The sequence below is a fragment of the Streptosporangium sp. NPDC004631 genome (genome assembly GCF_053601935.1).
The window spans coordinates 141,045-160,190 of sequence record NZ_JBSGCR010000006.1; the positions used below are offsets into that span (position 1 = coordinate 141,045).

15 protein-coding genes and 1 pseudogene are annotated in these 19,146 nt (G+C 70.7%); 5 read left to right on the forward strand and 11 right to left on the reverse strand.

Annotation, left to right across the window (positions count from 1 at the left end; translation table 11 throughout):
- Positions 1–324: 324 nt before the first annotated feature.
- The 5 genes and pseudogenes from ACWEF2_RS08500 to ACWEF2_RS08520 all read left to right on the forward strand — a co-directional run bounded on the left by ACWEF2_RS08500 (position 325) and on the right by ACWEF2_RS08520 (position 4,417).
- Positions 325–1,224: a hypothetical protein gene (locus ACWEF2_RS08500; protein ID WP_453813164.1), complete on the forward strand. Its 900-nt coding sequence runs from the start codon at positions 325–327 to the stop codon at positions 1,222–1,224.
- Between the two features lie 16 nt (positions 1,225–1,240).
- Entirely contained in the window at positions 1,241–2,137 is an 897-nt protein-coding gene (locus ACWEF2_RS08505; protein ID WP_453813166.1) for a transporter substrate-binding domain-containing protein, read from the forward strand.
- Between the two features lie 408 nt (positions 2,138–2,545).
- Entirely contained in the window at positions 2,546–3,256 is a 711-nt protein-coding gene (locus ACWEF2_RS08510) for an NUDIX hydrolase (protein WP_453813168.1), read from the forward strand.
- 116 nt (positions 3,257–3,372) lie between these two features.
- Positions 3,373–3,897 (forward strand): annotated as a pseudogene (locus ACWEF2_RS08515) (methyltransferase domain-containing protein); the annotation flags it as partial.
- Positions 3,898–4,081: 184 nt separating this feature from the next.
- A complete protein-coding gene (locus ACWEF2_RS08520) occupies positions 4,082–4,417 on the forward strand; it encodes a hypothetical protein (RefSeq protein WP_453813417.1) in 336 nt (111 codons plus the stop codon).
- 412 nt (positions 4,418–4,829) lie between these two features.
- On the opposite strand, the gene ACWEF2_RS08525 is transcribed toward ACWEF2_RS08520, so the two are convergent.
- The 11 genes from ACWEF2_RS08525 to ACWEF2_RS08575 all read right to left on the reverse strand — a co-directional run bounded on the left by ACWEF2_RS08525 (position 4,830) and on the right by ACWEF2_RS08575 (position 19,105).
- A complete protein-coding gene (locus tag ACWEF2_RS08525; protein WP_453813169.1) occupies positions 4,830–5,783 on the reverse strand; it encodes an electron transfer flavoprotein subunit alpha/FixB family protein in 954 nt (317 codons plus the stop codon).
- Between the two features lie 18 nt (positions 5,784–5,801).
- Positions 5,802–6,581, reverse strand: a complete 780-nt coding sequence (locus ACWEF2_RS08530; RefSeq protein WP_453813171.1) for an electron transfer flavoprotein subunit beta/FixA family protein — start codon at positions 6,579–6,581, stop codon at positions 5,802–5,804.
- Positions 6,582–6,923: 342 nt separating this feature from the next.
- On the reverse strand, positions 6,924–8,348 hold the full coding sequence (locus ACWEF2_RS08535; RefSeq protein ID WP_453813173.1) for a serine/threonine-protein kinase: 1,425 nt from the start codon (positions 8,346–8,348) through the stop codon (positions 6,924–6,926).
- A gap of 175 nt (positions 8,349–8,523) precedes the next feature.
- Positions 8,524–10,539 (reverse strand): serine/threonine-protein kinase, encoded by a 2,016-nt coding sequence (locus ACWEF2_RS08540; protein WP_453813174.1) that lies wholly within the window; start codon positions 10,537–10,539, stop codon positions 8,524–8,526.
- Positions 10,536–12,959 (reverse strand): protein kinase domain-containing protein, encoded by a 2,424-nt coding sequence (locus ACWEF2_RS08545; protein WP_453813176.1) that lies wholly within the window; start codon positions 12,957–12,959, stop codon positions 10,536–10,538. The genes ACWEF2_RS08540 and ACWEF2_RS08545 overlap by 4 nt, the downstream gene beginning before the upstream one ends.
- Before the next feature lie 131 nt (positions 12,960–13,090).
- Entirely contained in the window at positions 13,091–13,612 is a 522-nt protein-coding gene (locus ACWEF2_RS08550; RefSeq protein WP_453813178.1) for a YbaK/EbsC family protein, read from the reverse strand.
- A 58-nt stretch (positions 13,613–13,670) separates the two neighbouring features.
- A complete protein-coding gene (locus ACWEF2_RS08555) occupies positions 13,671–15,233 on the reverse strand; it encodes a flavin monoamine oxidase family protein (RefSeq protein WP_453813180.1) in 1,563 nt (520 codons plus the stop codon).
- A gap of 44 nt (positions 15,234–15,277) precedes the next feature.
- Positions 15,278–16,501 (reverse strand): DUF6395 domain-containing protein, encoded by a 1,224-nt coding sequence (locus ACWEF2_RS08560; RefSeq protein WP_453813182.1) that lies wholly within the window; start codon positions 16,499–16,501, stop codon positions 15,278–15,280.
- Positions 16,498–16,989: a hypothetical protein gene (locus ACWEF2_RS08565; protein WP_453813184.1), complete on the reverse strand. Its 492-nt coding sequence runs from the start codon at positions 16,987–16,989 to the stop codon at positions 16,498–16,500. The genes ACWEF2_RS08560 and ACWEF2_RS08565 overlap by 4 nt, the downstream gene beginning before the upstream one ends.
- Before the next feature lie 90 nt (positions 16,990–17,079).
- Entirely contained in the window at positions 17,080–17,853 is a 774-nt protein-coding gene (locus tag ACWEF2_RS08570; protein ID WP_453813186.1) for an enoyl-CoA hydratase/isomerase family protein, read from the reverse strand.
- 145 nt (positions 17,854–17,998) lie between these two features.
- Entirely contained in the window at positions 17,999–19,105 is a 1,107-nt protein-coding gene (locus ACWEF2_RS08575; RefSeq protein WP_453813188.1) for a glycosyltransferase family 4 protein, read from the reverse strand.
- Positions 19,106–19,146: the final 41 nt, after the last annotated feature.

A 19,146-nucleotide genomic window follows, 5' to 3' on the forward strand; every position in this document is an offset into this window, starting at 1 on the left:
GGTACTTCAATGAAACTTCAATCGGTACAGGTGAGAAGATCTTCGTGCCGTACAACGGCGGCGACAAGCCGCCCTCCCAAAAGGGCACCTGCTCCGTCCACGCCAAGCCGCATGCGTCCGAAGGGCGGGTGAACGCGGGGCTGGGGAGTCGGCGCGCGCCGCCAAGTCCAGGCTACTGCCCGCTTCATATGGGTCGGCTCGCCCAAGCGGGCTCGTGCTCAAACTCCGCGAAGCAGGATGAAAAGCTCAGCGCAGCCAGGAGGTCCACATAACGGTTTGACATCTTCCCTTGGCCCAGGTTTCTTTTTCCGGAGAATGTAAAGAGTGACGAGACGCGTCGTGTTGCGAGTGGGAATAGTCCTGGCCATCGTCAGCGCAAGCACACTGACGATGGCGCTCACGATGTCCGGGCTGGAAGCAGCCGACAAGCTGGGCAGCGTGATAGGCGCGATCGTCAGCACGGTCGGTCTGGTCACGGCGACCTTCATAACACCGCAGAGCGACGATGGGCCTGTCGAATCGCCCTCGGAAAGGGAGGGAACCGGCCGGAGAGCGGAGGGCGTCTCCCGTTTGGCGCTGCAGAGAATGTTCTCCCCTCGGGAGCTGTGCTGGTTCATACCAATATTCGTCGGAACCGGCCTCGGCGGAGTCGTTTTTCTCGCGCATTACTCCAAAAACGGCGTGAACGAGCCTCTGCTGCTCGCAGGTCTGGCCATCTCATTCTCGATCGCGCTTTTCTATCGCCCCAGAGCTCCCCGTACCACCGTGGAAAGACGGAGCCTCTGGTGGATGCTGTCGGCGTCGGCGGCCATAGGAGTCCTTCTCGCGTCAACGGTGTGGTTCATTCTTCACAAGCCCGACAGAAGTGTTACGGGGATCGCGGAATTCAATGTCAAAGAAATGAAAGAGGGGGATAGTGCTCAGATAACTTTTTCCAGCCCGCCCGCAGGCTATGAGAACCTCGCCCTCACTCTCAGCCTTACCAATCTGGATTCAACGGGTAACTGCGTCGTACCGGCACGACTCGAAGTCACCCCTGAGGTGGATGGGGTTCCGGGGCAAATCTCCTCACGCTCCTCCGTGAAGGATGTTTCCTCCGGGAAGGAGGTTCGGCTACCTGTCGCCGGAATCGAGCGCGGAGGACACATCCTCGTCACCCTGAATAAGGTCAACAAAGGCTGCAAGGTCAAACCGGAAGTCTCCGAAGCCGTCCTTTTCAACTAAGAACCCGAGGTAATTCATGATTCGTTCCCTACGATACGTCGCCCTCGGAGTTGTCCTTCTCTCCGCCGCCTGCGCTTCCACTCCAGGCTCTTCTCCTCCCCTCTCTGGGGCTCCTCGCCCTCTGACTCTCACACGGGGTGCGCACGTTAACATCGGCATTGTCACGGACCACCCCGGCCTCTCACTCGTGGAGCAGGGAAACCCTAGCGGGAACGATGGATTCGATCTGCAGTTGGCCGATTGGCTGCTCAGAGAACTGGAAATCGAAAAAGAAAACGTTCCCATCTCCCTTAAGGAAAGGGTGAGCAAGCTCCGACAGAGAGAGGTCAGCCCGGGAGGGGTCAGCATGGTTGTGGCAACCTTCTCCATGACCGATGACCGTCGAAAGTTAGTGGACTTCGTCGGTCCATATCTGATAACAAAGCAGGGAGTAATGGTCCGGGCCGACAACAGCACGATCAAGGATGTTGACGACCTGAAAAACACGGGAAAAAACGTATGCACCATAGCCGAAACAACAGGAAACGACAAGCTCAAGAAGGCCGAAACCAGTGGGAGCAATATCTTTGTCACCACCAAGCCCTCTTTGAAGGACTGCATGGAATCACTCATCGATGGAGACGTTGAAGCGGTCTCCACCGACCAGATCGTCCTGTACGGATTCGCGCAGAGCAAAACATATAAAGACAATGTAAAAGTACTGAGCGACATCTCCTTTGGGGACGAGGAAAATTACGGGATCGGCATCCCCAACAACTCCCACGCGGACTGTGAAGTCATAAAGAAGAAGCTAGAAAAATTCCTCAACGACGAATGGAAAAGCTTCTTCTACGACAACTTTCCCGATATTCCCAGTAGTGATTACATCAACTATCGCCCCACCAAGACCGACGAATGCGAAAACGGCACATAAACCATGAGAGGAGCTCCCCTCCGCGCTTGACGCGTTCGACATCGAGCCCCTGACCGGCGGCACGCTCCCGCACCTCGGCAACCTCCACCTCTACAAGACGATGTAAGGCCCCGCCGAAGGCTGGGAACTCCGGGCCCACGCCACGTGGCCGTGGCCTGCGACTTCAGGTGAAGAAAGCCTCAATGGGCACCAAAAGACATGATCGCCCCACCGGAGACCACCTCTCTCCCGGGTGGTCCCACCAGACCCCCCCGCACGAGAGCCTCGCCCACATCCTGGCCGCCAGCGGATACGCCTTTCACCGAGTCGATACCGAGCACCGCAAGACGCCGCTGTGGCCCTCACCGGCCATGTCCTTGGGCTGTCGTCACGGGCGTCATACCCGCCCCGGGAAAGACCGGTGCCCCCATGACGACGCGGCGCCGGCAGGTCTCGGTGGACGTCCACGTGATCCCCGGACGCGACGGCCGCATCCTGCTGTCCCTTCGTCAGGGCACCGGGTACGCCGATGGGCTGTACTGCCTGCCCTCTGGATGTCTCGACCCCGGCGAGACCGGCGTCGGCTGCGCCGTCCGCGAGGCCCGGGAGGAGGTCGGTGTCACCATCGCCCCCGGCCGTCCGCGACCGGCCGTCGTGGTCCACCATCTGTCCCCCGAAGGCCGGCCGCGAGTCGGGCTCTTCTTCGCCGCCGACACCTGGGACGGCGAGGTGGTCAACGCCGAGCCGAGCAGGTGCGCCAAGGTCGAATGGGCGCCCATCGACATGCTCCCGAGCAACACCGTCCCGTACACCGCCACCGGAGCCGGCTTCTACCGCATCGGCATCGGGATCGGCGTACATGGCTGGTCTGAGGCGGAAACGACGCAGGAAGGCCCCAGCGCGGGTACACGGCGTGACAAGACTGTCCCCTTGCTCGCATACACTCGGTGTGCATACGGTCACGGTGAGGAAACAAGGGCGGGTGACGGTGGGGAGAAGCGCGTGGGAAAGCACGACGACGGCAAAGGCCCCCAGGACAGGGATCTCGACCTGTCGGAGATCGTCCACAGCCCCGACCGGAAGCGCGACCCCGTAGGCGAGCACGCCGGTGAGGGCAAGGGCAAGGACGGCGGTAAGTAGTGCCCGGGGTTCCCGAGCGCGTCGAGCGCCTGATCGCCTCCCTGGGCCGCTTGGAGGAGCCGGTCGTGCAGGCGATGCGAGCGGTGCCCCGCCATGACTTCGTTCCGGAGCTGGCGATGGTTCCGCACGACGGGAGCCTTCGCGTCATCGACCGTAACACCGACTCGGAGGCGTGGTGGGAGGCGGTCTACCGTGACGAGTCGATCGTCACCCAGCTCAGCGACGGCGCGCTGGCCATCACCGACCTGGCCGGCGTCGACGGTGTCGTGGAGCTGCCCGCCGGGGCCGATTACACCTCCTCCTCGTCGGCGCCCAGCACCGTGGCCGGGCTGTTGAACCTGCTGGAGGCCGAACCGGGTCACCGGGTGCTGGAGGTCGGCACCGGCACCGGATGGACGGCCGCGCTGCTCGCGCATCTGACCGGCGGCAGCGGACAGGTCATCTCGATCGAGGTCGATCCGGCGGTGGCCGAACAGGCCGCCAAGCACCTCGCCTCCACTGGTAACAACCGGGTGCGCCTGGTCGTCGGCGACGGCGCCCGGGGCCATCCCGAAGGCGAACCGTACGACCGGGTGCATGTGACCTGCGGGGTACGCGCGGTGCCGTACGCCTGGGTGCGACAGGCCAGGCCCGGCGGCGTGGTCGTCGCCCCGTACGTCCCCGGGTTCGGCACCGGCCACGAACTACGGCTCGTCGTCACTCCCGGCGGGCTCGCGCACGGCCGCTTCCACGGGTTCGCCTCCTACATGGATCATGCGCTCCCAGCGCCTCCCGCCCGGAGGCGTCCTGAGCCACACACGAGACCACCGAGCCGGCGTCACGGCGGTGGACCCGCGCACCATCGGCCACGCCCCGGCCGGGGCCGATCTGGCGATCGCCGCGCTGACCGGCCTGTACTCACGCAATCTGATCTGGGACGACGCCTACCGGCTGTGGGTGTTCGAGCCCGCCACGCCCCGGGCCGCCGCGGTGACCTGGCGGCCGGGCCAGGCCGAGTTCGAGGTCCGCCAGTACGGCGACCGTCCCGTCTGGGACGAGGTCGTCGCCGCCTACTTCCAGTGGGTCGCCTGGGGAGAGCCGGACCGCGGCCGGTTCGGCATGACCGTCGCTCCCGAGGGGCAGCGAATATGGCTGGACGAGCCCAGCCGGACGATCGGCTGACTCGCCCGGTCTTCACCGCCGATGATCGACCGGAGAAAAGCCCCGTCCTCCCGGAAGCGAACAAGCAAGCGCCTGTGCGGAGGTTCCGCGCATGACGCGGCCACCTGTCCGTACCGAATGTAACGATCCCGTGTCCGGCCCACCGTGCGAGCCCGTGATCGGCTGATTTGGCCGCCGAGCAGCTCGGCAGCGACAAGGACTCTCCGCAGGGCACGGAAGACGCGAAACGACGCCGCACCCCCGGAAAAGGTGCGGCGCCGTCCCGGCCGTGCCGTCGCCCGCCGTTCACGCACGGGGCGCGCGGCGCCTGACGGCGCCCGGATGACCTCCAGCGGACGCCCGACGGCGTCTGATAGCGCCTGCTGACGGCCGCCCGGCGTCCCGGTGGGCGCGCCCAACGGCGCCCAGGCGGCTACTTGCGCTTGGTGACCTCGTCGGTGAGCTGCGGGACGACCTGGTTCAGGTCACCCACGACTCCGAAGTCGGCGAGCTCGAAGATCGGAGCCTCGGCGTCCTTGTTGATCGCGACGATCGTCTTGGCGGTCTGCATGCCGGCCCGGTGCTGGATGGCGCCGGAGATGCCCGCCGCGATGTAGAGCTGCGGCGACACGGTCTTGCCGGTCTGGCCGATCTGGAACTGGTGGGGATACCAGCCGGCGTCGGTGGCGGCGCGGGAGGCGCCGACGGCCGCGCCGAGCGAGTCGGCCAGCTTCTCGATGATGGCGAAGTTCTCCGCCGAACCCACGCCACGGCCGCCGGAGACCACGATCGCGGCCTCGGTGAGCTCGGGACGTGCCCCCTTCGCCTCCTTGACGCGTTCCACGATCCTGGCGGCCTTGGCCGCGTCGGAGAGGGTCACCGAGACCTGCTCCTCGGCGCCCGCGCCCGTGGCGGCCTCGATCGGCGTCGAGTTGGGGCGGACCGCGACGATCGGGGTGCCCTTGGTGACACGCGACCGGACGTTGACGCCGCCACCGAAGATCGGCTGCTCGGCGACCATGCCGTCCTGGACGCCCACGACGTCGGTGAGCACCCCGGAGTCGATCTTGATGGCCAGCCGCCCGGCGATCTCCTTCGCCTCGGCCGTCGCGGCGACCAGCACCGCGGCCGGGGACTTCTCCGAGACGAGCCGGGCCAGCAGCTCCGCCTTGGGAGCGACGACGTAGTCGCCGATGTCGGCGGAGTCCGCGACGTAGACCTTCTCCGCGCCGTACTCGGCCAGCTTGGCCCTGGCGTCGGGAGAGTATCCGGCCCCCGCCCAGACCGCCGACGGCTCGCCCAGACTCCGGGCGAGCGTCAGCAGTTCGAGCGTGACCTTCTTGACCTGACCTTCGACGTGCTCGACCAGAACGAGAATCTCAGACATATCAGTTGCCCCCCGTTCTCAGACGAACTTCTTCGACGCGAGGAAGTCGGCGGTCTTCACGCCGCCGTCGCCCTCGTCCTTGACGATCGTGCCGGCCGCGCGGGGCGGGGCCGTGGCGAAGTCGGCGACCTCGCTCCAGGAGTTGGCCAGGCCGACCTGGGATGCGTCGATCCCGGCGTCGGCGACGCCCAGCTTCTCGACCGGCTTCTTCTTGGCGGCCATGATGCCCTTGAAGGAGGGGTAACGCGGCTCGTTGATCTTCTCGACCACGGAGACCACCGCGGGTAGCGTGGCCTCCACCCTGTCGTACCCGTAGTCGGTGACGCGCTGGACGACGATCGCCCCGTTGTCCACCTCGACCTTGTTGGCGAAGGTGAGCTGCGGCACGCCGAGGCGCTCGGCCAGCATGGCCGCGAGCACGCCGGTGCGGGCGTCGGTCGACTCGGAGCCGAGCACGACCAGGTCGAACCCGATCTTCTTGAGGGTCTGCGCCAGGGCGTAGGAGGTGCCCAGGGCGTCGGACCCGTGCAGCGCGTCGTCCACCAGGTGGACGGCCTTGTCCGCGCCCATGGCCAGGGCCTTGCGGATGGTGTCGGCGGCCCTGTCGGGCCCCATGGTGAGAACGGTCACCTCACCGCCGTGCGCCTCTTTCAGGCGCAGGGCCTCTTCGACCGCGTATTCGCACAGCTCGTTGATGACGCCGTCGGCGGCGTCACGGTCGAGCGTCTTGTCATCGGACCTCAGCTTGCGCTCGGTCGCAGTGTCGGGGACCTGCTTCACGCAGACGACGATGTTCATGACCGGTGGCCGACCTCCCGTGTTCGCGTACGCCCCGCATCGCTGCGGTTGGCGTCGAATGCTCGGTACGTGCACGCGGGGCACGCGCACGTGATGCCAAGACTGCCAGGTGCCCAAGGGTGGTGTGGCAGTCGGGTGGACCGGCCGGGCCATACCCGCCCCTGCCCCTCCGACACCATGTTACCCATCAGTAATTTAGGCGCAAACCACCGGACCGTACGGCCCGCACCGAAAAACCACACGCCCGCCTGATCGGTCACGTTCCCCACCTTACCGAGCTATATTCCGGAACAGGTGAGGGGGATCCCGTTACGCCCCGCAGCCATCGGATGTCACCGAGGCTCAGCTGGACAGCAGGATCGCCACCAGGACGAAGAGGACGGTCCCCAGGGCCAGCGCGAGGGTCAGCGGGCTGAAGAACGTGCCGAGCACGGCCCAGAGCACGATGGCACCGGCACCACCGGCCAGATCGACGATCGCCCGGGCACGGTTCCTCCGGGCGAACAGCGCGATCCCCCCGTCCACCAGCATCACCGAGCCGTAGCCCGTCAGCAGCAGCAGCGACACCTCCGGCAGCGGGTTCCTGGCCGCCGCGGCGGCCAGCGAGACGAGCAGGCCCGCGCCGACCACCCAGCGGCGGTGCAGGACGGCCCTGCGGCGCTCGCGGGCCTCGTCCGCCGAGAGCCTGCCCGGCGGCGGACGGCGCCCCAGGCGCCACTCCCTGGTGGTGAGGGCGTGCACGCCGGTCTCCGGCGCCCGGAGCCCGGCGTCCCGGGGGTCGGCGACCTCGCGGACCCCCGCCGGCTCCCGGCCCACGGCGCCGTCCCGGCCGCCCGAGGGGGCCGGGCCCTCCAAGAGGGCCCGGCCGTCCGAGGCGCCCCCGGTCCCCGCGACGCCCCCGGCCTCCGAGACCCCCTGGCCGCCGGGAGCGGCGGAGGCCGTACGGGACCTCGGGGTCGCCGGGTGTGCCGCCGGGGCGTCGGCGTCCAGCCGGGCCAGGAGCGCGCCGGCGGAGGGCCGGTCCCGGGGGTCGCGCCGCATGCACTCCTGGAGCAGCGGCGCCAGCCAGCCGGGCGCCCCCTCCAGATCGGGGTCGTGGTGGACGACGCGGTAGCCGACCGCCAGGGCGGGGCCGGCGCCGTAGGGGTGCCGGCCCGTGGCCGCGTAGGCCAGCGTGGCCCCGAAGGAGAACAGGTCGGCCGCCGCCCCCGGGTCGGCGCCTTCGAGCATCTCGGGGGCGAGGTAGCCGGGCGTGCCGAGAATCGCCCCGGAGACCGTGACCGAGGAGGAGTCGAGCGCGCACGCGATACCGAAGTCGATCACGACCGGCTCGCCGTCGGCCAGGATCACGTTGGCGGGCTTCAGGTCGCGGTGGACGACGCCGGCGGCGTGGATGGCTACCAGGGCCTCGGCCAGGCCGCGTGCGAGCCGTACGAGGGGCTCGCCCTCGACCGGCCCGTCACCGGAGATCACCGTGCTGAGCGGGCGGCCCTGCACGTAGCGGGTGACGAGGTAGGGGCGGGCGCCCTCCATCGCGGCGTCCAGGACCTCGGCGACGTACGGCCCCTGGACGCGGCGCATGGTCGCCACCTCGCGGGCCAGCCGGGCGATGGCCGTCGCGTCGGCCGCGACGTGCGGGTGCAGGATCTTGACCGCCACCGTGTGCCCGCCGGGATCCAGCGCGAGATGGACCTCGCCGAAACCTCCCGCGCCAAGCGTCGACAGCAGGCGGTATGGGCCAAGACGTTCACCGTCCGTCGCTCCCATGCGGCTCCCTCCGGCCGGTCCCCTTCATCGTGCATCAGCGGAACCGTTCTCGCACGGCGCGGCCCCAAGAAAACCCCCCATGCATGGACACATGCCGCACAAATACGATGTTTCCCGCACCACCTTGTCTCCCACCGCCTGCGCCACCGACCGCCCAGGACTCCGAACGGAACGACTAGAAGGTGACGAACCCGAGTCCGAGGCTGTCCATCAGGTCGTTGAACAGGCCGCGGATCAGATCGAGCGCGCCCATCTTGCCGTTGTTGACCTGCTCCCGCCAGGCCCTGGTGAGCTGCTCCACCACGTCGGACGGCTGGTCCCACGGCACGAAGGACGGCACCATCGTCAGCGCGGCCATCACGGTGAAGAACGCCAGCGTGCCCAGGGCGATCGTGGTCACCATCGCGGCCCCCGGGCTGCGGATCACCCCGGTCAGCGCGCGGGAGACGGCCTTGCGCGGCTTGCCGCCACCGGGCAGCACGAACAGCCCGGCCACGAACGCGCCCGCCGCGTAGGCGGCGGCGGGGTCGGTCCGCAGGTGCACGACGAACCTGAGGGCGCCCCACACGCACATGCCGAACATCGCGGCCAGCGGGGCCGTGACCAGCGTCGCGAGCACCGCCTTGATCAGCGCCCAGGGGGTGCCGACCAGCGCGAGCAGCGGATCGGCCGCGCTGTTGCCCCGCACCGAGCGGCGCTGGGCCAGGTCGCCGAAGAGATACTCGCCCACCCGGAGGCAGAGCGCGGCCACCACCGCGAACGCGCTGACCACGACCGGCAGCACGCAGGCCAGCGCGACCAGGATCGTCAGCAGCAGCGCGGCGGCCAGCGGGTGTCCGGCGCGATACTGCGAACGCTCCCTCGGCGGGGCCTGGGGCCGGGGCGCGGGTGGCGGCACATACGGCCGGGCCTCACCGGGCGGAGGGTACGGACTGCTCGGCGTGGTGGGCCTCGGCGGCGGATATCCGGCGACCCGTTGGTCGGCGTAGGGCGGCGGGGCGGTCCTCGGCTGGGCCGAGAGCGGCGCGGGGACGTACGGCGGAGGCGGGGTGGCCGGCACGTACGGGGGCGGAGCCCCCACCCCGGAGCGGTCCGCCTCGGGGCGCGGCCTGCGCTCACGCCGCTCGGGCTTGGCGTACTCCACCGGAGGGAGCAGGTCCGAGTAGGTGCTGTCCTGCGGCAGCACCCGGGTCCCGTTCGCCGGAGGAGGGGGCGGGGTCTGGGAGGGAGTCGACGGTGAGGGGCTCTGGCCGTCCAGGACCCTGGTGCCGTCGGGGTTGAGGACCCTGGTGCCGTCCGAGTTGAGCACCTTGGTGCCATCGGTGTTGAGCACCTTGGTGCCGCCGTCGGGGACCGAGGCGGGCGGCGCCTCGTGGAAGACCGTCACCGTGGGGTCGAGGGCGCGCGCCATGCGGTGCAGCTCCTGCGCGCTCGGCCGGGCCGCCGGATCGACGGCCAGGGCCCGCCGGAGCCAGCCGCGCAGCCAGGCGGGGGCCAGGTCGACGTTGGCCCGGCCCTCCATGATGTTGAAGCAGACGACCTCGAAACTGCCCGTGCCGAACGGCGGCTTGCCGGTCGCGCCGAAGAAGACCGTCGAGGCCAGCGCGTGGACGTCGGCGGCCTGAGTGATCTCGGAGTCACGGATGATCTCCGGGGCGAGGTAGCCGGGCGTGCCGACGAACATGCCGGTCTGGGTCAGCCGGGTGGCGTTGACCAGGTGGGCGATGCCGAAGTCGATGACCAGCGGCTCACCGTTGACGATCATCACGTTGGAGGGCTTGAAGTCGCGGTGGATGACGTCGGCCGCGTGGATCGCCACCAGCGCCGCGCACATGCCCTGGGCGAGCTTGATGACCTCGTGCGCCGTGAGCGGGCCGTCGGTGAGGACGGTCTCCTCCAGCGTGCGGCCCGGCGCGAAGCGGGTCACGATGTAGGGCTGCCCGCCGGTCAGCTTGGCGTCGAGCACCTCGGCGACCTGCGGGCTGCGCACCCGCCGCATGGTCTCCACCTCGCGGGTGAGCCGGTCACGGGCCTTGAGGTCCGCGGCCACGTGCGGGTGCAGCACCTTGACGGCCACCTCGCGGCCGTCCTCGTCCAGCCCCAGGTGGACGACCCCCATGCCGCCCTCGCCGATCTTCTCCAGCAGCCGGTATGGCCCCAGCCTCTCCGGCGCCCGTGTCTCCCCCGTCATCGCGCCGCCTTGTCTCGTAGGTCCTGCAGTTTCTCCACCACCGTCCCGACATCGACCGGTGTCCACCGCGCCTCCCTCGCACGCGCCCCCACGGTGCCGATCGTCAGGAAGAGCATGAGCACGGCCAGCGCCCCCAGCGCCGAGGCCGCGATGACGGCCGCGCCGCGTGAAGGCAGCAATGATGCCAGGGTACGTCTCATCTGCCGGTTGGGGCCCTCCACTCCGGGTCCGGCGCACACGGTCCACAGTGCCACCGTCGCGCCCCAGCTCAGCGCGTTGCCGGCCGGCATCCTGGGAACCAGCACGGCCAGCAGCAGCGTCACCGGCAGGCCGAGGATCAGCCCGTAGGGCACGAGCGCCGCGGTGACGCCGACCGACTTCGCCAGCGCGGCCGGCTGGCCGAGCACCCGGAAGACGTCGGCCGCCGCGGCGCCCGCCGCCCGCCGGGCGTTCAGCCGGGGCTGGGCGATGTCGGCCGCGCGCAGCAGGATCACGGCCGGGATCACCACGGCGGCGACCAGGATCGGCGCGACGACGGCCGTGAGCGCCACGGTGAACAGCAGCAGCGCGCTCGCCACGCCGTACGCCTTGGAACGCTGCAACGCGTGGCCGGGACGCTGACCGGGGTGGAGCGGTGCGGGCGCCTGCTGCCGGTGCTGTGGTTGCGGGTGGGGATAGGGGTAGGGCGGCGGCGCGTGCGGCGGTGTGGAGTGCGGCCCGGAGTACTGGCGGACCTGCGGCGTCTGCTCGAAGGAGGCCTGCTGCTGCGAGTACGACTGGGCGGGGTGCGCCTGGCCGGGGTACTGCGCCTGGTTGCGGTACTCCTGCAGGTCCTGAGGGCGGACGCGCTGGGTCGGGATGTCGCCGTCCTGCACCGGCAGCGTGGCGCCGAGCCGACCGGCGGCGTTCGGAGCGCTGGGGCCGGTGGGGTTGCCGAAAGCGTGGGGGGCGTTGGGGCCGGCGGGGGCGTTGGGCCCGCCGAAGACGTTGGACCCGGGGGACGCGTTCGGGGCGCCGAAGGCGCCGGGGCCGGGGGGCGCGCCCCTGGTGGGGGTGTCCTCCGGACCGAGCAGGCCGGTGGGCAGGTCGTGCGAGGACTGCTGGGCAGCCTGGCGCAGCTCCTCGGCCGTCACCCTGCGGGTGGGCCAAGGGTCGGGCTCCTGCCGGTCGCCGAGCAGCGAGACGTACTCGCGCGGCGGCGTCACCGGGGGCGGCGGCCACGGCGTGGGCGTCCCCGGCCGGGACGCCACCGGGGTCGGCAGATCTCCCGGATCGGCCCCCTCCCCGCGGCCCGGCGCACCGGGGCCGCCCGGGGCACCGGTACCCGAGGGAACGCCGTGATCCCCCCGACCCGCCGGCCGGCCCGGGAGGCCCGGTCCGTCGGAAAGGCCGGGCCCGGTGGAGGGAAGCGGCCCGGTGGGCAGGAGGGAACCCGTGGCGGGGAGGGAACCCGTGGGGAGCATCGGGCCGGTGGCCGGGAGGGGGCCGGTGGGGAGCAGCGGACCGGTCACCGGCGGGGCGCCGGAGAGGCGGCCCTGGCCGCCCCGCGCGGGCGGACGGCCGGGGCCGGAGTCGTCGAAGTCCGCGACCGTGGCGACGTCGTCGGGCACCCGGCCCCGGCCGCCCGCCTGGGGCAGCAGGCGTTCCACCCGGGCGGCGAGCTCGGCCGCCCTCGGCCGCTTGGCGGGGTCGCGCTGGAGCGCGGCGCGCAGCACCGGCTGGAGCGGCTGCGGGACCGCGTCCACGTTCGCCTTGCCCGCGGTGATGTTATAGAAGATCATCTCCAGCGTGCCCTTGCCGAAGGGCGGCTGGCCGGTGGCCGCGAAGACCAGCGTGCCCGCCCAGGCGTGCACGTCCACCTCGGGCCCCGCCTCGTGCCCCTCGATGATCTCGGGGGCGAGGTAGCCGGGCGTGCCGATGAACATGCCGGTCTGGGTGAGCCGGGTGGCGTCCACGGCCTGCGCGATGCCGAAGTCGATGAGGACGGGCTGGCCGTCCAGGATGAGCACGTTGCCCGGCTTGAGGTCTCGGTGGATCACCCCGACCGAGTGCACGGCGGCGAGCGCCGTCGCCACCCCGTGGGCGACCTTGAGCAGCGCGGGCAGGTCCATGGGACCGTCCTGCTTGATCAGCTCGTCCAGCGGGCTGCCGGGAACGTAGCGGGTCACGATGTAGGGCCGGTGGCCCGTCACATCGGCGTCGAGCACCTCGGCGATGTGCTCGCTGCGCACCCGCCGCATGGTCTCCACCTCTCGGGAGAGCCTGCGGCGGGCCACGTCGTCACCGGCCACCTCGGCGCGGAGGACCTTTACGGCCACCTGCCGCCCTTGGGGGTCGACGGCGAGGTGGACCACGCCCATGCCTCCCTCACCGAGCCGCCGGAGCAGTCGGTAGGGACCTAGTCGGTCGTCCTGATTCATGGCATGAAGAACCATACCGGCTTAAACACCGCCCATGAGATGAACCATCAGGCCACATTCTTCGATAGAACAACGTGTGCCAGGCCCCAACGGTTTCCCAAAGCCGGGTAACACTCAATCTCTTTTCGGCGTCAGTTCGCCAGGCGAATCACCTGTGCGGCCTTCAGACCGCACAGTACGGCTCCGGGAAGCGCCAGTTTGGAACGGCGGACGCCACTGCCGACCACGACCCCCGGATGGGCCGCCACGGCCTCGTCCACGAGCACCGGCCACTCCTCAGGCAGTCCCAGCGGGGTGATCCCGCCGTACTCCATCCCGGTCAGCTCGACCGCGTCCTCCTGCGGCGCGAACGAGATCTTCCGCGCGTCCAGGTGCCGCCGGACCACACCGTTGACGTCGGCCCTCGTCGTGGCGAGCACCACGCAGGCGGCGTACCGGATCTCTCCGGCCCGCCTGGCCGCCACGATCACACAGTTGGCCGCCTCGTCCGCGGCCACGCCGTACCGCTCGCAGAACGCCGCCGTGTCCGACAGCCCGGGGTCGATCTCGGCGACCTGGACCCCGTCGAGCCCGGCGACGGCCCGCGCCACCGGCTCGGCCAGCAGGTCCAGCCGCTCCGCGGCCCTCACCCAGCCGAGCGTCCCGATCGCCATCCCCGTCTCCCTTCGGCCGTCCGTTCCTGAGACTGTACGGCCGGATCCGGGGGGACGTTCAGGACGGCGTCTTCAGGACCCGGCTGTGAAGTCCGGTTACGGCCTTTCTGGCCGACTCCATCGCCCCGGCCTGCCAGGCCACCAGGTGGGTGAGCCAGTCACCGGCGAAGTAGACCCGCCCCGCCGGGCGTTGCAGCAGGGCGAAACCGCCGTCGTAGGAGGGCCAGTGGACCCAGCCGCCCTCCAGATGCGGCTGCCGCTGCCAGGCGATCGAGAGGCTGGAGCGCAGCTCGGCCCGGTACTTCTCGCCGTGGATCTTCCTGCCCTGGGTGAGCGCGCGGGCGCGGCGGTCGCGGGGGGAGAGCCCGCCGTACAGCTCGGCGTTCTCCTCGGTGTTGTAGTAGCCGACGATCAGACCGCTCCCGGAGTGGTAGCCGTGGGAGGGGTACCAGATGTGGGTGATGTCCAGGTCGGTCTCGGTGATCCCGCCGTAGATCCGGTCGTCGGTCTCCCACCACCGCCTGCCGTACTCCAGGCCGATCTTGCCCGCGGCGACCGGGACGGGGGTGCGGAGCGCGGCGGTGACCGGGGTGCCCAGGTTGTGCGGGAGACGGGCGAGCAGGTGGGGCGGGAGGGTGGCGACGCAGTAGTCGGCGCGGAGCGTGCCGCCGGGGTGGGTCACCTCGACGCCGTCGGCCAGGCTCCTCAGGCCGGTGACCCGGGTGCCCGTCCTGATCCGGTCGCGGCCGACCTCCCGGACCAGCGCGGTCACGATCGCGTCCATCCCGCCCACCGGCTGGAACATGGGCATGGCCTGGTCATAGCCGAAGTCCATGGTGATCGCCCGGCCCGTACCGGCGGCGAGCACGTCGCTCAGCGAGGACGGCGCGGCGAGCGGGACGCCGTCGCCGACCCCCGGGAAGGTCTCGAAGCCGCGGCGGGTGGAGCCCCGGTAGGCCAGGTCGGGGCCGAGGTCGCCGAAGCGGCGCAGGAACTCCGCCAGCCGTTCCCCGTCGTCCTTGGTGAGCCTGCGGTCGAGCGCGCCCGTCCCGGCCGCCTTGGCCAGCAGCTCGGCGACGTAGCCGTACAGGTCGGCGCGGGCGGTGCGCGCCCGGACCGGGGCGGTCATGCCCCGCGTGTAGACGTACGCCGAGGCGTTGCCGTTGACGAACGTCTCGATGGGCACGCCCAGCTCGCGGCAGTAGTCCATGGCGACCATCCACGGCGCGATCCTGCCGGGCCCCGCGTTGAAGTAGGTGCCCTCCTGGAAGGCGGCCGTCTGGGTCTCTCCGCCCATCTCGGTCAGCCGGTCCCCGCCGCGCAGCGTGAGACTCCGGCCGCCCACCCGGTCGGCGGCCTCCAGGACCGTGCAGTCGTATCCCGCCTTGCCCAGCTCGTAGGCGCAGGTCAGCCCGGCGATCCCGGCGCCGAGCACCAGCACCTTCGCCGCGGCCCTGCCGCTGAGGGAGAAGTCGGAGGGCCGCGGTGGGACGAACGCCCTCTCCTGGGACTCGGGGGCCAGGCCCAGCGCCCCCATCGCGGCGAACATGGCTCCGGCGCCGCCGGCCGCGCCCACGCCGACCAGCAGCGCCCGCCGCGTCATGCCGCTGGACTCGCTCATCGCGCGTCAGCCGCGTCCGCCGCCGGCGGCGGCCGGGTCGCCGGTCATCCCAGCCCCCAGGTCTCGACACGGCGTGCCTCGTGGGCGCTCATGAAGCCGATCTCGTCGGCCATGAAGTCGTGGACCTGCTTCCGCCACGGCTCGGGGATCTCCTCGATCGCGGGTGGATAGCAGCGGTCCAGCCAGGCGGTGGACGCCTCGGTCGCGCCGAGGAACCTCGCGGCCCTGCCGAAGACCGTGTCCTCGACGCCGGGCACCCGGGCGCAGCCGTACTCGATCATCTCCTGCCCGCCGTACGGCGGGGGCTCCTGCCACTTGCGGGCGACCGGGCGGGCCGGGCCGATCGTGGTGCGGAGCGGGCGGCGTTCGACGGCCGCCTGGATGAGCTCCTTGTACAGGCACTTGCCGCAGGTGCCGCAGGGGCCGTTGACCCCGCGCAGGCACCAGCGGACCTGCGGGCGCAGCTCGGAGCCGAGGGCCAGCCGCATGGTGACGGCCTCGCTGACCCCGCCGACCGGCAGCACGATGTGCAGGCCCGCGGCGGCGAAGGCCCGGCCCCACGCGCCGTGCGGCGCCCACATCGGGTTGTCGGGAGTGTATTTGAGCAGGTAGCGATCTCCGCCCAGCCAGCGCGAGCCCAGCTCGTAGCCGAAGGCGAGACCGCCGAGGTCGAGCTCGTCGGCCAGCAGCAGCGCCCCTGCGGCCACCGCGTGGTGCTCGGGATAACCGGGGCGGGGCTCGGCGAGGGTGAACTCCAGGTCGGAGCGGACGACGGTGAGCTCACGCCCGGTCCGCTCGGCCAGGGTGGCCAGGACGTCGGCGCGGTAGTGGGTCCAGCGGTTGGGCACGCGCGGGTGGGAGACCCGCTGGAAGTGCAGGAACGGCGCGTCGGGCAGCATCGCGGCCACGGCCGCCGAGTCCGCGCCGCCGCTGTAGGAGATCGCCAGCCTGCCGCCGGAACGCGGCGAGCCGCCGACCGGCCCGGCCTCGACCCCCCAGCCCTCCCCGATCGCCAGGGCGAGTTCCGGCGAGATCGGCCGGTCGAAGGCGACCGCGCGCCGGGTCCACGGCGCGACGACCGTCCACGCGGCCAGGGCCGACAGGTCGGGGTGGATGTCGTACGGCTCGCGCGGCAACTCGACCCGGCAGGAGTTGGTGGCCAGTTTCAGGGGCTGACCGTCGGCGCAGAGTCCGGTGATGGTGTCCTCGGGGTCCAGCCGGAAGGTCAGGTGCCGGACACCGCCGTCCGCCGCCCAGCTCACCCTCATCCGGCGCTCCGGCAGGGGCGCTCCAGGCCCGTGGAGGGCGTCCGCCCGGCGGGCGCGTCCGCCGGGGGGCCGCTCACGAGGGGGGAGCTCGCGGAGGAACCGTCCGCGGAGAACGTGGAGAAGGCGCTCGCGCGGGAGGCGTTCACCGAGGGCCCGTCTCCTGACCGGCGGTCCACGGCCTGCCAGAGCAGCACCTCGTTCTGGAGCACGTGCTCCATCGCCGCGGCGGTCTCCCCGGCCAGCCGGTGGGCGTCGTCCCAGCGCCTCACTCTGGCCTGGTCGGGCTCCGCCTTGGCCACCTGCGCCCGGAGCCGGTCGACCTCGGCGCGCAGCGCGGTGACCTCCCTGCCGAGCGTCTGGACCTCCCAGAGCGCGTCCTTGATGTCCTGTCGATGGTCGGCCCGGGAGATGTATCGGGAGTCGAACCATCCACGCACCGCGCGCTGGAGCCGGGCGGGCACCAGCGCGCGCTTCCACAACCGCACCATAGTGCGGCACGATACCGGCAAAGCACGATCTACCAGGACGGTCTTCCAGACTTCCCCTTTACGGCCTTTATCATCTTTTGCATCTGCCGGTCAGCGGCCGGTGAACTTCGCCTGTGTCTTCTCGGCGAAGGCGCGCGTGCCGATCCGGGCGTCCTCGGTGGCGAACAGGGCCAGGAACTGCAGGCGCTCGATCTCCAGGCCGGTGTCCAGATCCGTCTCCAGGCCCCGGTCGACGGCCTGCTTGGCGGCCCGCAGGGCCAGGGCCGGCCCGCCGACGAACGCGGCGGCGTAGGCGAGGGCCTCGGTCTGGACGTCGGCGTCGGGGACGACGCGGTCCACCAGGCCGATCCGCAGCGCCTCGGCGGCCGAGACGTGGCGGCCGGTGAAGATGAGGTCCTTGGCCCTGGCGGGACCGATCAGCCGGGACAGCCGCTGGGTGCCTCCCGCGCCGGGCATGATGCCGAGCAGGACCTCGGGCTGGCCGAGCTTGGCCGACTCGCCCGCGATCCGGATGTCGGCGCACAGGGCCAGCTCGCAGCCACCGCCCAGGGCGTAGCCGGTGACGGCCGCGACGACCGGCTTGCCGATCTTCGCGACGGCGATCATGCAGTCCTGTAGCAGCTGGGAGTGGACGGACATGTCGGCGTAGGGGATGTCCGCCATCTCCTTGACGTCGGCGCCCGCCGCGAAGACCCGCTCCCCGCCGTAGAGGACCACGGCGAATACCTCGGGGTCGGCGTCCACCTGGCGGGCACAGGCCGCGATCTCCTCCAGGACCCGCCGGTTGAGCGCGTTCATCCTCGGCCGGTCGAGTCTGATCGTCGCGACCCCGTCGGCCTTCTCCACCCGTGCAAACTCACCCATGGTCGTCCCCTCCGCCGGAAACACCGTCACGCCGACACCCGCCGGCCCCCCCGCGCCGTCATCACGCGGACATCGGTCACACCAACATCGCCACACCAACATAGAGGGATCCTCCCCGGTGGGCGCCACCAGGTCCTGTGTCCTCTCAGGTGACGGGCAGTGCCAGATCCCTGGCTCCTCCGGCGGGCTCGGCGAGGGCGGCGATGATCCGGCGGTAGACACGCTCGTACCTCTCGGTCATCACCTCGACGTCGAAGTGCCGCGCGACGTGCGCCCGGCAGGCGTGCGGGTCGAGCGCGCCGGCCGCCTCGACCGCCTCGGGCAGTTCCCAGGCCCGGCTCCGGACGAGCCCGGTGACCCCGTCCACGATCACCTCGGGCACGGCGCCCCGCCCCAGGGCGACCACGGGGGTGCCGCAGGCCATGGACTCGATCATGACCATGCCGAACGGCTCCTCCCAGAGAATCGGGAAGAGCAGGCAGCGGGCCGCCGCCAGCAGCTCGCGTTTACGGCCGGCGTCGGCCTCCCCGAGATACTCGGCGTCGGGGCCGAGCCTCGGCCTGACCTGCTGCTCGAAGTAGTCGTGCTCCCCCGGCTCGATGAGCTTGCCCGCCAGCAGGATGCGGCGTCCGGCCGCGCGGGCGACGTCGATGGCCAGGTGCGCGCCCTTGTCCCTGCTGAGGCGTCCGAGCCAGAGCACCCAGTCCTCCTTGTCCTCCCGGAAGGGGAACGACGCGGTCTCGATCGCGTTGTGGATGACACCGGCCCAGTTCAGGCCGGGGGCGATCCGCCGCTGGGCCTCGGAGATGCCGACCATCGACACGGTGGTGCCGAGCAGCCGGTAGTACTCGCCGAGCTCGCCCTTCACCTCGCCGTGGCAGGTGATCACCGTGGGCACCGGCCGCGCGGACGCGGTCAGCGGCCCGGCCAGCGAGTGGTCGTGAACGATGTCGGCGTCGAGGCCGGCGGCCATGCCGTACGCCTTGGCCGCGTGCAGCACCTCGGGCAGCGACTCGCCGATCCGCTCGGAGGGCGCCAGGTCGTAGGTGGGCAGGAAACGGGCGGACGTCCCCGCCTTGCCGGCCCCGATCAGGGTGATGTCGTGCCCGCGCCGGGAGAGCCCGGCGACCAGCTCGGCCAGCATCGACTCGATGCCTCCGTAACCCAGGGGCGGCACGTTGTACCAGGGGGGAGCGATCATCACGATGCGCATCGCGTCGCTCCGGCCGGAAACACCTGTCGTGGCAGTCATGTCAACCTCACCTACGCTCGTGCGGCCCGCGGATAATCCGA